Annotated in this window: 11 protein-coding genes; 7 read left to right on the top strand and 4 right to left on the bottom strand. The window is 50.2% G+C overall.

The annotated features are described in order from the left end of the window. Window positions 1-48: 48 nt before the first annotated feature. Together H1A11_RS07720 and H1A11_RS07715 are read right to left on the bottom strand one after the other, a co-directional pair. A complete protein-coding gene (locus H1A11_RS07720) occupies window positions 49-3,177 on the bottom strand; it encodes an efflux RND transporter permease subunit (protein WP_181757976.1) in 3,129 nt (1,042 codons plus the stop codon). Between the two features lie 20 nt (window positions 3,178-3,197). Then, on the bottom strand, window positions 3,198-4,268 hold the full coding sequence (locus H1A11_RS07715) for an efflux RND transporter periplasmic adaptor subunit (RefSeq protein WP_117600899.1): 1,071 nt from the start codon (window positions 4,266-4,268) through the stop codon (window positions 3,198-3,200). Window positions 4,269-4,435: 167 nt separating this feature from the next. Between H1A11_RS07715 and H1A11_RS07710 the strand changes: the two genes are divergently transcribed. Next, window positions 4,436-4,981, top strand: a complete 546-nt coding sequence (locus tag H1A11_RS07710; RefSeq protein WP_117600898.1) for a methylated-DNA--[protein]-cysteine S-methyltransferase — start codon at window positions 4,436-4,438, stop codon at window positions 4,979-4,981. Window positions 4,982-4,983: 2 nt separating this feature from the next. Here the strand turns inward: H1A11_RS07710 and H1A11_RS07705 are convergent, their stop codons facing one another. Beyond that, complete coding sequence (locus H1A11_RS07705; protein ID WP_131225268.1) at window positions 4,984-5,877, bottom strand: AraC family transcriptional regulator; 894 nt, start codon at window positions 5,875-5,877, stop codon at window positions 4,984-4,986. A gap of 191 nt (window positions 5,878-6,068) precedes the next feature. Between H1A11_RS07705 and H1A11_RS07700 the strand changes: the two genes are divergently transcribed. The 6 genes from H1A11_RS07700 (at window position 6,069) to H1A11_RS07675 (ending at window position 13,508) form a co-directional block, all read left to right on the top strand. Further along, the gene (locus H1A11_RS07700; RefSeq protein WP_131225267.1) at window positions 6,069-7,331 is read left to right on the top strand and encodes a TolC family protein; all 1,263 of its coding nucleotides are present in this window, start codon (window positions 6,069-6,071) and stop codon (window positions 7,329-7,331) included. A 34-nt stretch (window positions 7,332-7,365) separates the two neighbouring features. Next, entirely contained in the window at window positions 7,366-8,256 is an 891-nt protein-coding gene (locus H1A11_RS07695; protein ID WP_117600895.1) for an HlyD family secretion protein, read from the top strand. Further along, window positions 8,234-9,691: an ATP-binding cassette domain-containing protein gene (locus H1A11_RS07690; protein ID WP_129643801.1), complete on the top strand. Its 1,458-nt coding sequence runs from the start codon at window positions 8,234-8,236 to the stop codon at window positions 9,689-9,691. The genes H1A11_RS07695 and H1A11_RS07690 overlap by 23 nt, the downstream gene beginning before the upstream one ends. A 47-nt stretch (window positions 9,692-9,738) precedes the next feature. Continuing rightward, on the top strand, window positions 9,739-10,842 hold the full coding sequence (locus tag H1A11_RS07685) for an ABC transporter permease (protein ID WP_016273869.1): 1,104 nt from the start codon (window positions 9,739-9,741) through the stop codon (window positions 10,840-10,842). A 112-nt stretch (window positions 10,843-10,954) separates the two neighbouring features. After that, window positions 10,955-12,070 (top strand): ABC transporter permease, encoded by a 1,116-nt coding sequence (locus H1A11_RS07680; protein ID WP_181757975.1) that lies wholly within the window; start codon window positions 10,955-10,957, stop codon window positions 12,068-12,070. 301 nt (window positions 12,071-12,371) lie between these two features. Further along, entirely contained in the window at window positions 12,372-13,508 is a 1,137-nt protein-coding gene (locus H1A11_RS07675; RefSeq protein WP_117600892.1) for an acyltransferase, read from the top strand. Between the two features lie 80 nt (window positions 13,509-13,588). Here the strand turns inward: H1A11_RS07675 and H1A11_RS07670 are convergent, their stop codons facing one another. Next, a complete protein-coding gene (locus H1A11_RS07670; RefSeq protein WP_171030452.1) occupies window positions 13,589-14,032 on the bottom strand; it encodes an Hsp20/alpha crystallin family protein in 444 nt (147 codons plus the stop codon). Window positions 14,033-14,270: the final 238 nt, after the last annotated feature.

Below are 14,270 nucleotides of genomic sequence, written 5' to 3'. Positions count from 1 at the left end.
AAGGGAGAGAAGAAAAAATGTGCCGTCTTTTTTTCCCTTGTCTCCTTGTCAGTCTTGTGTATTAATATGGAAAAACAACGCATACAGTACCGGTATGAACAGCAACGTTATCAGTGTGCCGAATGTCAGCCCGCCCATAATGGAAGCTGCCAGCGAGCCGAACATGGCATCGGGCAGTAACGGTATCATGCCCAGAATTGTAGTCAGCGCCGCCATAGATACCGGGCGCAAACGACTCTGTGAACTGTCTATCAAGGCTTTCATCGGTTCCACTCCCTGATTAATCTGCAAGGTTATTTCATCCATCAGTACGATGCCGTTCTTGATGAGCATCCCTATCAATCCCAGTGTCCCTACGATTGCCACGAAATTGAATGTCTTTCCCGTAAGCAGCATCACTGCTGCCACGCCTACCACAACCATCGGAATGCAGCAGAAGATGATAAGCGGTTTACGGTAATCCTTGAACAGCATGATCAGAATGGCAATCATCAGGATGATGGCCAGTGGGAAGTTCTTGAACAGATACTTCATGGACTGGTCACTGGCGCTTTTCTCACCCTGCCACTGCAGTGTGTATCCCTCGGGAAGCTCTATCCTTTCAATCTGCCGTGCGATGGCCTGCCTTGCCTTTTCCGTCTCTATACCCGGTGTGGGAGAGCATTGCACGCGTTGGCTCCGTTGTCCGTTGTAGCGCGGCACTACCGGGTCTTCCCAGCGTATGTCGATACTTTTGCTGATTTGTTTCAGTGGAGTGCTGCCCATCAGACTTTCCACCAGCTCTTCTTTGGAGAGGGTACCGGCTTTCAGCTTTACCATTGTTTCTTCGTTCAGCAGTCCGTTCAGCGATGGCAGCGAGGAGAACACTTGCGTATTGGAGAGGTCCTCTATCGGTTGTCCTTCCTCGTCCAGGCATTTCAGGTAGATATTGTCCCGATGGATGCCTTCGTAGAAGAATCCGATGGGGATACCTCCATTGGCCGAGAGCAGTGACAAGCTTACGTCATTGCGGCTCAACCCCAAAGTACGGGCGGCGGCTTGGTCGTACTCGATGGAGAGTACCGGAACCTGCGGTTCCCAATCGGTGGTGATGAGGCATATCTCCGGTGTGTTTTCCATGATACTGCGGGCGCTGTCTGCCAACCGGTGCAGTACGGCAGGGTCCGGTCCCATGAACTGGACTTCGATAGGATATTTTTTGAACATCAGGTTGTAGCGCTTCATCTTGACGTAGGCATTGGGATAATGATGCGTCAGGTAACTTTGTATCTCGTCCATGTTGTCTACCAGCTCTTCGGGAGAAGTGAAATCTATAATCAGTTCGCCGTATGCCAAAGACGGGTTGGCGATGCTCCTTACCAGATTGTAGCGTCCCGGTGTACCGCCTATGGAAGTGGTGACGTGCGTCACTTCCTTGCGTGTTTTCAGGTATGTTTCTATCTCCCGGAGGTCTTGAACCACTTGTGTGGAGTTATTGCCTTCGGGCAGTTTATATTCCATATATAGTTGGTCGTAAACCATGTCGGGGAAGAATCCCTGGCGCATGTACTGGTAGCCGAAGGCAGACAGTCCGAGCAGGACGAGCATTGTCAGCACAAAGCTCCAGCGGTGTGCCAGTCCCATCCGCAGGGCAGCGCGCAAGGCAGCATAAGTGCGCCCTTTGTATTCTCTCGCTCCCGTGGCATTGGTTTCGACGGCAGGATGCAGATACCGATTGGCCATCAGTGGTACATGAACCAACGCCAGTACCCAGCTTAACAGCAAAGACACTGCCAGGACGATGAAAAGGTCACGTGTGTAGACCCCTGCCGTGTCGGGCGACATGAAGATGGGCAGAAAAGCTATGATGGCTATCAGCGTGGCTCCCAGCAGCGGCATGGCTGTCTGTCTTCCTATGGCTGTCATGGCTTCCATCCGTTTTTTTCCGGCTTTCAGGTCTACCAGTATGCCGTCAATGATGACGATGGCATTGTCTACCAACATACCCATTGCGAGGACAAATGCGGCCAGTGATACACGCTGCATTGTTCCGCCTGCCGTATATAGAAACATAAATGAACCGAAGACGGTGACCACCAGACTGATTCCGATAATGACCCCACTTTTGAATCCCATAGCCACCATCAGAATGAGCACCACGATGATGACAGACTCTATCAGGTTGATGATGAATGTCCCCAACGAAGCGCCGACGCGTTCCGGCTGGTAGAAAACCTTATGGCAGTCTACGCCTGCAGGCAGACGGGTTTCTTTGAGCTGTGCTAACCTCTTTTCTACTTCAGCGCCTACTTTCACAATGTCTGTTCCGCTGGAGGCGGCAATCAGGATGCCTTGTGCCCGTTCGCTGTCGAAGAACATTTCGTTGCGGGTAGGCTCTTCGTATCCTTTTTCTATCTGTGCGATGTCGCGCATGCGGAGCTGGTCGTCGTCGTGTCCTTGTATAAGCATGTTGCCGATGTCCTCCACAGTCTTGAATTTGTCGCTTACAGTTACACGGATGCGGTGGTCACCATTGTCGTAATAGCCGCTGTAAGTGGTCTTGTTCTGCCCGTTCAGGGTGGCAAGCACCTCAGCTGGTTTCACACCCAGATTTGCCATGCGGTCTTGCAGCAGGGAGATGTTGATGCACTCGGAGCGTTTTCCGTAGAGTTCCACCCGGTCAATTCCTTCCATGTCGCTGATTTCCCGCTTCACGAGTTCCGCATAGTCGGACAATTGCCGGTCGGACAAGCCGTCACCGGTCAGTGCGTAGAACATACCATATACATTCCCGAAATCATCTTTGACGATAGGTGTACCGGCCCCGTCGGGCAGTGAGGCACGGGCATCGTTCACTTTGCGGCGTAGCATGTCCCAGCATTGTTCCACCTCATCGTCTCGGGTGGTTGTTGTCAACTCTATCTGTATCAGTGAAAGGTCGTTGTAGGAGTAGCTTTCCACATTGTCTATGTGGCCCATGCTGCGGATGCTCTTTTCCAGTACATCCGTCACTTCCAGTTCCACTTGATGAGCCGAGGCTCCCGGATAGGGTGTCACTACCATGGCGAGTTTCACCTTTATTTCCGGATCTTCCAGTTTGCTCATCTCATAGCTGGAATAAGCTCCTCCCAGCAGCAGGACAGCTACTAGGAAGTATATCAGATTACGGTTCTGAAATGCCCATTTACTTATATCCATAGTTTTTTAGGGATTAGTGGTTACAATAGTCCTCCAATATTTGTTCCGCTGGTTCCGGCGAGCGGTTTTACGGTTTCTCCGTCTTTGATGTGGTGGACTCCGGAAGACACGACCAGTTCGCCCGGTTTCAGATGGTTGGAGCTGATGAGGCTGCGACCGTTGCTTGTCAGGCGAAGGAGGGTCACTTCGCGGGCGGTAATCCGGTTGTCGGACGGGTTGTAGACAAATACCTGCGCTTTTCCGTCTATTTGCAGTACGGCGCCGCTCGGAACGGACAGTTGGCATGAATTCTCTTCGTCGTACTGGATGGTAACCATCGTATTCATGCCCGGAGAGGGTACGGGCTGCTGCTTGTCGGCAAGCAGTTGCAGGCGTACGGTATAGAGCTGGTTGGCATTGGCTTTGGGAGTGATGCTTATCAGTTTCAGCCGGTAGGTCTTGCCTGGATAGACATCGAATGAACAGTAATAGCTGTGGAACTGTCCGCGCCGGATGTATTCCGCTGCCGGAAGATTGATTTCCACTTCGGGCATACTGCTGCTGATTATGGAGAGAACAGGCATACCGGCGCCTATCGTTTCGTGCGCCTCAAAAAGACGTTTCTGTACAAAGCCGTTGAAGGGGGCGTAGAGCTTGGTGTAGTTGAGCTGGTCCTTGTGGTGCCGGTATTTGGCTGCAATCTGCTTTAATCCATATACCGCCTTGTCGTTGGCGCTGGAAGTAGTGACGGAGTCTTTGTAAAGTGACATCACCCGTTTGGCATCCGCCTTTATCTGTTTATATTCGGCTTCTGTGGCATCCAACTGCACCTGATAGTCTGTCGGGTCGAGTTCGGCGAGCAGTTGTCCCTGACTTACGCGTGCACCGTTCTCCACATATATTTTCTGGATGGTTCCGCTGACTCTGAAAGCAAGGCTGATATCCTGTGCTGCTTTCACTTTGCCTGGATATTGCAGATAGGTCTGTTCGTCTGCTGAAATAACTGTATCTATTTTCACTGTCTGGCAGTCTCTTGCCATCTTGACCTTTCCCTTGCAGGAAGCCAGTGAGAGTAGGGAAATGCCTACTATAAGCCAATAGAACTGTTTCATTGTATATTATTTAATCATATGTTTTTATATATTTACAAATATACCCCGATACTGTCAAATGGAAAAGGTCGGAATGTATTATAATATGTTCTATCTTGTACATCCGGATATAAATATCTATTTTTGTCGGAAGCATCGGAAGTGCAAATATACAAAAAAGCAAGTTTATGGAAACAATTCGGATTCAGCATTATCGGTCTCCTTATGGCGAGTTGATGCTCGGCTCTTTAGGAGACAAACTTTGTCTGTGCGACTGGGTAAGCGAAAAGCGCAAGGAGAAAATCGGCAGGCGGATGCGGAATACGCTGCATGCCGTTTATGAGGAGGGCACTTCGGAAGTTATTTCAACGGCAATCATTCAGTTGGATGAATATTTTGCCCGTAAGCGGACGGCGTTCGACATGCCGTTACTGTTGGCAGGGACGGATTTCCAGAAAACGGTATGGCAGGAGTTGCTGAATATTCCTTACGGGAAAACGGTGTCCTACGGCGAGCTGTCCCGAAAGTTGGGCAACCCGAAGGCTGTACGGGCTGTAGCGGCTGCCAATGGGGCGAATGCCCTCTCCATATTCATTCCCTGCCATCGTGTGGTGGGCAGCAACCGTCAACTGATAGGCTATGCCGGTGGACTGGCAGCAAAACAAGGGCTGCTGGCATTGGAAGCAGACTCCTGCGATGGATTGCCGAATTCTCGTGTAGTACAGCTGTTTTAAGGTCAGATTTGTTTCTGGTATTCTGCCGGTGTCATCCCCGTCATGCGTTTGAAGAACTTCGAGAAGAACGACGGATTGGGAAAGTTCAGTTCGTCTGATATTTGAAACACCAGTAGATTACTGTGTTTCAGCAATACTTTGGCTTCGAGGATAACTGCTTGATTAATCCATTGCATCACGGTTTGCCCGCTTGTTTCACGTATCACCGAACTCAGATAGTGCGGTGTCAGGCATAGCTTGTCGGCATAGAAGTTGACGCTGCGTTCGTGCTTACTGTGTTGGTTCACCAAAGCGATGAAGCGGCGGAATAGCTCTTCCTGGCGTGAAAGACGTGCCGGAGTTGACTTGCATGTGTGCTCGTGGATATACTTAAGGTTATAGAGAAGTGAGACAATCAAGTGCTGTACGGTTTCGCGGCGGTAAGGCGAACAATGAAGTATGTCCCATAATAAAGAGAAAAAGTGGCTGATGCGTGTCCATTCCGTGTTGTTGCATGAAAAGAGAATCCCGTTTCGTGTGTAAGCTTCCGTAAGAATGGAATTCTGTATCACAGGCAGAAAATGGGCGGTAGGCATGAGGACTTGGAATTCATAGTCGGGACTGATTTCCAGTATCTCTATCAGCGAGTTGTCGGGAATGATAATAATATCATGGGCTGTGGCTTCGTATTCGATAAGATTGATAGATATCCGGCCACTGCCCTGCATGATACGTATAATCCTCCCTTCTTTGGCACGGTAAGGTTGCCCGGTACGGAATAGTCTAGAGCCCATGGCAAAGAAACTGATAACCATTCCCAAATCACCATTTATAAATCTGTATTCAGAATGTTCTATAAAATCCGGATTGTTGCGGATGTCCTCGAATGCGACGCTTATCGGTTTGTTCTTTTCCATATCTTTCCCGTTATGAATAATGTATATTTCCACCGCAAAGATAATAAAGTGTTCCTATTATTTGCCTTTTCCTACGAAATGTCGTACTATTAGAACATCTTTGCGCACAAATGGATTGTAAGGGTATAGGATTATGCCTTTATCTTTGCATGTGTATAGAACAAAACCATGTAGAATAAACAAGAAACAGAATGGATATGAAACGAACCGTTTTCTTTTTTACCCTTTCTCTTGCCGCCATGCTGGCACATGCCCAGCTCACGTTGGAGGAGTGTCAGCGCCGGGCGCAGGACAATTATCCGTTGGTCAGGCAATATGGACTGATAGAAAAGGCACGCGAGTACGACCTCTCTAATGCCGGAAAAGGTTACTTGCCCCAGTTCTCCCTATCCGGCAAGGTCACGTACCAGAGTGACATCACCCGGCTACCGGTCGAAATCCCTAATCTCGACATCAAGACTGCTTCGAAAGACCAGTACCAGGTGATGCTCGAAGTGCAGCAAACCCTCTGGGATGGTGGGGATATACGTTCCAGAAAACGATTGACGCGTGCCGCCTCGGAAGTGGAACTGGAAAAACAGCATGTAGACATGTATGCCTTGACTGACCGGGTGAACCAGCTCTTTTTCGGCATCCTGCTGCTGGACGAACAGCTGAAACAGAACAGCCTCTTGCAAGAAGATTTGGGCAGAACCCACAAGCAGGTAGCCGACTATATAGCCAATGGCATCGCCACCCCGAGCGACCTGGATGCAGTCAGCGTAGAGCAACTGAACACCAGGCAGCACCGTGTGGAATTGGAGACCACCCGTCGTGCATACCTCAGCATGCTTGCTGCCTTTACGGGCAAGGATCTCTCTTCCGAAACGGTTTTATTGAAACCGGCTGCCGAAGAAAACATAGACCGGCAGATGAACAACCGTCCCGAACTTCGTTGGTACGATGCGCAGGGAGAGCAACTCCGCCAGCAGGAGGCAGCCTTGAACACCCGGTTGATGCCGCGTTTCGGCCTTTTTGTACAAGGGGCATACGGCAATCCGGGGTTGAATATGCTGAAAGATGAATTCAACGCCTATTACATGGCGGGGGTGCGCATGTCCTGGAATTTCGGCAGTCTGTATACGTTGAAGAACGACCGCCGCAGGATAGACAATACCCGCCAACAGATAGAGACCGGCCGGGATGTGTTCCTTTTCAACATTCGCCTGCAGGCTACGCAGCAGGATGCGGGCATTGTATCCATGCGCCGCCAGATGGTGGATGATGACGAGATTATCCGTCTGCGTGGGAATATCCGCCGTGCAGCCGAGGCCAAGGTACAGAACGGGACAATGACCGTGACCGATATGCTGCGGGAGATTACCAACGAAAGTATGGCACGACAGACTAAGGCATTGCATGAGGTGCAGTTGCTGATGAACATCTGGCAGCTGAAATATACGCTGAACAATTAGTGACTATAATCCGTAATTTATAACTTGAAATAGTATGAAATCATTGAAATTATTTCCTTTTTTATTTCTCCTTGCCGCCTGCACCGGCGGTGCTCCGAAATATGATGCGACGGGAACGTTCGAGGCTACCGAAGTCATCGTTTCTGCCGAGGCGTCCGGAAGACTGCTGAGTTTCGACATCGAGGAAGGCACGACACTGAAAGACGGGCAGGAAGTAGGCATTATAGATACCGTCCAACTCTATCTGAAGAAACTCCAGTTGGAGGCCAGTGTCAAGTCCGTGGAAGGCCAGCGGCCCGATATCCTGAAACAAGTAGCCGCCACTCAGGAACAGATTGTGCAGGCACGGCGCGAACGCGATCGTGTGTCCAACCTGCTCCGTGTGGGTGCCGCCAACCAGAAGCAGCTCGATGATGCCGAGTCCCTTCTCGAAGTCCTCCGCAAGCAGCTCGACGCCCAGAACTCCACCCTGCGCAACAGCGACCGCAGCCTCACTTGGCAAAGTTCCTCCGTCGGCATCCAGGTGGCGCAGATAGAAGACCAGCTGCGCAAATGCCACATCACCTCTCCGCTGACGGGAACCGTCCTTGCCAAATATGCCGAAGCCGGAGAGCTGGCTGCTCCCGGTACCCCTCTTTTCAAAGTGGCGGATATGGAGCAGATTTACCTCCGTGCCTACATCACCTCCGAACAGCTTGCCGAAATCAAGCTGGGGCAGCAAGTGAAGGTTTATGCGGATTATGGCAAGGATGTGCGCCAAGAATATCCTGGCGTTGTCACCTGGATTTCCGATACCTCCGAATTTACTCCAAAAACTATCTTGACGAAAGACGAGCGCGCCAATCTGGTCTATGCCGTAAAGATTGCCGTGAAGAATGACGGGATGCTGAAAATAGGAATGTATGGAGGCTGTAACTTTAACTAATATCTCCAAACGTTACGGCAGCGTGGAAGCCCTGCGGGGTGTCTCTCTGTCAGTAGCTCCCGGTGAGCTTTTCGGCATCATCGGGCCGGACGGTGCGGGCAAGACATCGCTTTTCCGCATCCTCACCACCTTGCTGCTTGCCGACGGAGGCTCGGCTTCGGTCTGCGGCCTGGATGTGGTGAAGGACTACAAAGCCATCCGCAGGCGGGTGGGGTATATGCCCGGACGCTTCTCCCTCTATCCGGACTTGACGGTAGAGGAGAATCTCAATTTCTTCGCCACCGTTTTCCACACCGCCATCGAGGAGAATTATGATTTGGTGCGCGACATTTACCGGCAGATAGAACCTTTCCGCAAGCGCCGCGCCGGAGCGTTGTCCGGCGGCATGAAGCAGAAACTCGCCCTTAGCTGTGCTCTTATCCATAAACCGGATGTCCTCTTCCTGGACGAACCCACTACGGGCGTCGACCCCGTGTCCCGCAAGGAATTCTGGGGAATGCTCTGCCGGCTGAAGGAGCAGGGTATCACCATCATTGCTTCCACCCCCATCATCGACGAAGCGCGCCAATGCGACCGCATCGCCTTCATCAACGAAGGGGAGATAAAAGGCGTCGATACCCCTGACCGCATCCTGACACGTTTTGCGGGCATCCTCTGCCCTCCGGGCTTGCAGCACGAACGGGTGGAAAACCACGAAAACAATGTGATTGAAGTGGAAGGGTTGACCAAGCGTTTCGGCAATTTTACCGCCGTAGACCACATCTCCTTCCAAGTCCATCGGGGCGAGATTTTCGGTTTCCTGGGAGCCAACGGGGCAGGCAAGACCACCGCCATGCGCATGCTTACGGGGCTTAGTCGTCCCACCGGCGGCAAGGCGTGCGTGGCAGGCTTCGATGTGGCTTCCCAACCCGAAGAAGTGAAGAAGAACATCGGCTACATGAGCCAGAAATTTTCCCTTTACGAAGACCTCAAGGTGTGGGAGAATATCCGCCTCTTTGCCGGTATCTACGGCATCCCCGAAGCGGAGATTGCTCCTAAAACGGAGGAGCTGCTCCTCCGCCTCGGGTTGGAAAAGGAACGTGACACACTGGTGAAAAGCCTTCCACTGGGCTGGAAGCAGAAGCTGGCCTTCTCCGTCTCCATCTTCCACCGTCCCAAGATTGTCTTTCTGGATGAGCCTACGGGTGGGGTAGACCCCGCCACGCGCCGCCAGTTCTGGGAACTGATTTACCAGGCTGCCGACGAGGGCATCACCGTCTTTGTCACCACCCACTTTATGGACGAGGCAGAGTATTGCGACCGCATCTCCATCATGGTAGATGGCGTCATCCGTGCACTCGACACTCCCGGGGAGCTGAAACGGCAGTTCAATGCCACTACAATGGACGATGTATTCCAACAACTGGCTCGCCAAGCCGTGCGAACCGCCGACTGAGAATCCGTGAAATCCGCGTTATCCGAGCCTAAATATAAATATAGACAATGAAACAATTCATATCTTTCATCCGAAAAGAGTTCTTCCATATCTTCCGCGACCGGCGCACGATGCTGATTCTGCTGGGCATGCCCATCGTGCAGATAATCCTTTTCGGTTTTGCCATCACCACCGAGGTGAAGAACGTGCGTGTGGCGGTGCTCGACCCGTCGAATGACGTAGTTACCCGCCGTATCATCGACCGCATGGATGCAAGCGAATACTTCACCGTCATCTGCCGCCTGCATTCTCCCGCCGATATGGAGGCTTCTTTCGGAAGAGGGGAGATTGACATGGCGCTTGTTTTCAGCGAGCGTTTCTCGGACAAGCTTTATACCGGCGAGGCGCGCGTGCAGCTTGTCTCCGACGCCACAGACCCCAATATGGCGACTATGCAGGCAGGCTATGCCGCAAACATCATTTCCTCTGCCGGGCAGGAGATGCTTCCGCCGGGAGTGCATGCCGCTGCCATCGTACCCCAGCTCAAGCTGCTGTACAATCCGCAGATGAAGAGTGCCTACAACTTCGTGCCGGGTGTCATGGGGCTTATTCTGATGCTGATTTGCGCCATGATGACCTCCATCTCCATTGTGCGCGAGAAGGAGACGGGGACGATGGAGGTCCTGCTGGTTTCTCCCGTCAAACCGCTTTTCATCATTCTGGCAAAGGCGGTGCCCTATTTTGTGCTGTCGTTTGTCAACTTGACCACCATTCTTCTGCTTTCGGTCTATGTGCTCGATGTTCCCGTGGCGGGCAGCTTGTTCTGGCTGGTGGTGGTGTCGCTGCTATTCATCTTTGTCTCCCTGGCGCTGGGGCTGCTGATTTCCACGGTCACCCGGACGCAGGTTGCCGCTATGCTGGTGTCCGGACTGATGCTGATGATGCCCACCATGTTGCTTTCGGGCATGATATTCCCCATTGAGAGTATGCCCGTTATCTTGCAGGCCATTTCAGCTGTGCTTCCTGCACGCTGGTATATCCAGGCGGTGCGTAAGCTGATGATTGAGGGAGTGGATGTTTCGCTTGTGCTGATGGAGGTCGGCATACTTGCCACGATGGCGGTATTGCTGATAACGGTGAGTTTCAAGAAATTCAAGCATCGGCTTGAGTAAAGAGCGGATATGAATTTTATATTAATTATTCAGGCAGAAGAACATAAGGACAAAAGGATACGGGAAATCTGTTCTTTTGTTCTTATGTCTAAAATCTTTAAAATATCGTCTTATGATAAAGTTTCTCATTGAAAAGGAATTCAAGCAGTTGTTCCGCAACTCCTTCCTGCCCAAGCTGATTTTCATTTTCCCGTGCATGATTATGATACTGATGCCCTGGGCCGCCAATCTGGAGATAAAGAACATCAATCTGAATATAGTGGACAATGACCACAGCGTCTTGTCTCGCCGTCTGGTAGATAAAATCGGTGCATCCACTTATTTCCGCCTGACAGCGCTTTCCGATACATACGATGAGGCTTTGCTCGCCATTGAAGCCGGTTCGGCGGATGTCGTGCTGGAGATTCCCCGCGATTTCGAAAAGGATTGGGTGAAGGGAGAGGCGCCCCGTCTGCTGGTGGCGGCCAATGCCGTGAACGGTACGAAGGGCAGTCTGGGAGGTTCCTACTTGTCTTCCATCATCAGTGACTATACCCGTGAACTGGGTTCGGAGTCGTCTTCGCAAGGGCTTGCCGGGAAGTCGCTTCCCCGGGTGGATATCGCTACACAAAACCTTTACAATCCCACTCTGAACTATAAGCTTTTCATGGTTCCCGCCCTTATGGTGATGCTGCTGACCATGATTTGCGGTTTTCTCCCCGCCCTCAATGTGGTGGGCGAGAAGGAGGCGGGCACCATCGAGCAGATAAATGTCACTCCCGTCCGCAAGTTCACCTTCATTGCCGCCAAGCTGATACCTTACTGGCTGATAGGCCTGGTGGTGCTCACCATCTGTTTCGTGCTGGCATGGCTGCTTTACGGCATTCTGCCGGCGGGGCATTTCCTCACTATCTATGGCATGGCTCTGGTGTTGCTGCCGGTGGTGTCGGGGTTCGGGCTGGTCATATCCAATCATTCGGCAACGTTGCAGCAGGCCATGTTCGTCATGTGGTTCTTCATGCTTATCCTTATCCTGATGAGCGGTCTTTTCACTCCCATCCACAGTATGCCCGAATGGGCGCAATGGATTACCCGCATCAATCCGCTGCGCTATTTTGTGGAGGTGATGCGTACCATCTATCTCCGTGGCGGCGGATTTGCCGAACTGTTTCCGCAGTTGGGAGCCTTGTTGGTCTTTGCATTGGTCTTCAATCTGTGGGCGGTAAAAAGTTATAGGAAAAGCAGTTAACTGATTTTTCTATATTAGCATCCCATTTGGCTTTTTTTCTTGAAGAAAGGCTACACCATTTGCCTTGGATAGCTACACCCTTTTGTGTTTAAGGCTACACCATGAGGAGGAAAAGGTGTAGCCCTTTTATTATGGATAATGAAAGCTGTTTTTTGTGTGGAAAGGGGGGCTAGTAGTGATATATATCTAATAGCTGTTATACTTGTTAATTAATTGATAGAGTTTATATGATATTTATCAGTTCCCTTATTGGAAAAAACTCTTATCTTTGCGCGCAAATTAATAAATATCTTATACCAAAATGAATACACAGACTACTTATCTTGCCTCGAAACCGCATTATGAGATTCTTGACGGACTGCGCGGCGTGGCGGCTGTCATGGTTATTATCTTCCATCTTTTTGAAGCACATGCAGGCGGCAGTCATCTTACTCAAATTATCAATCATGGCTATCTGGCAGTGGATTTCTTTTTCATGCTCTCCGGTTTTGTTATCGGTTATGCTTATGATGACCGTTGGAACCGGATGACCGTGGGCACTTTCTTCAAACGCCGTATCATTCGCCTGCATCCTATGGTGATTATGGGAAGCATTGTGGGCGCTGCCTTTTTCTATTTTCAAGAGTCGCCTTGTTTTCCACCTATCGAGAATACGTCTGTTGGAACCATGCTGCTGGTAATGTTACTAGGCTGTACTTTGCTTCCCCTTCCGCTGAAGTTCGACATTCGTGGCTGGACGGAAATGCATCCGTTGAATGGTCCGGCATGGTCGCTCTATTATGAATATATCGGTAATATTCTGTATGCGTTGTTTGTACGCAAGTTCAATAAGGTGGCCTTATCGGTGCTGGTATTTGTGGCAGGGTGTTTTACGGTGTACCGTTGTCTGACTGCTCCTGCTGGTGATATTGTGGGTGGTTGGGCCTTGAACTGGGAACAGCAGTATGTGGGCATGGTCCGGCTGATGTATCCGTTTTTCGGCGGATTGCTTCTGTCACGCCTCGGCTGGCTGATACGGCTTGAAAAGCGTGCTTTCTGGTGGTGTAGCCTGCTGATTGTGGTGGTTCTTTCCATTCCCCGTATCGGAGGTGAGGACGGCTACTGGATGAACGGGCTTTACGAGGCTTTCTGTATTATCTGCATCTTCCCGGTCATTGTTTCGATGGGAGCCGGCGGCAAGGTGACCGGTAAGCGCTCTACTGCCGTATGCAAGTTCCTGGGAGATATTTCCTATCCGATTTATATCACCCATTATCCATTGGTATATACTTATACGGCTTGGGTATGCAACAATAACGCTACAATGGTGGAAGGCATCCCTTATATGATGCTTACTTTCGTTGGAGCTTTTGTTCTTGCTTATGCTTGTTTGAAACTGTACGACGAACCGGTGCGCAAGTGGCTGACAGATCGTTTTCTGAAAGGGAAAAAGAAATAGTTCCGCATAGCTATGGATATAAAAAATCTCCCGTTGCATTATCTTGTGCAGCGGGAGATTTTCTTTTTAATGGCCGGGCGTTATTTTACGTCGATGAATTTCTTGGCCTTTTCTTTTTCTGCTTCTGTAAACTTAGGCAATGTAATGTTCAACACGCCGTTTTCTACATGGGCGCCAATCTTTTCCTTGTCTACATCGTCCGGAAGAATCATGGTTTGCTGGAACTTGGTGTATGAGAATTCGCGACGCAAGTAGCGGCCTTCCTTCTTTTCGTCCTTGCTGTTCTCTTCCTTGCTTTCTGTTTTCTTTTCCATGCTGATGACCAGATTGTTTTCTTCGTCGATGTGAACGTTGAAGTCTTCTTTTGTCATACCGGGAGCAGCCAATTCAACTTTGTACTCTTTTGCTGTTTCGAATACGTTGATGGCAGGGGCGGTGGCATTTGCTTTTACCATCCAATCATTGTCAAAGAAATCATTAAAAATACTCGGTAACCAATTTTGGTTTCTTCTTACAGGCATCATAGTTATAGTCTCCTATTGTTTAAGTTAAACATGCTATTTAGTTTTGAACTCCGGTTCTTTGTCTTCGGGTGCCTGCCTTTTGGGTTTTTCACCGTCCGTTTCTTGAACCGTCGTTCGCTAACTATATTGCAAACCTTATGCCAACCGGTCTTTGCTGACTCTATTGACTATTTGTCATTGAAAAACTGACTTATTTGCTTGTTTAATGCCATTTTGCTATCTTATTTATTTAAAATTG

Source organism: Bacteroides sp. CACC 737, from assembly GCF_013874375.1.
Lineage (GTDB): Bacteria > Bacteroidota > Bacteroidia > Bacteroidales > Bacteroidaceae > Bacteroides > Bacteroides uniformis.
Note: the sequence above shows the minus strand (reverse complement) of the source record. Positions and strands in the feature narration are given on the sequence as shown.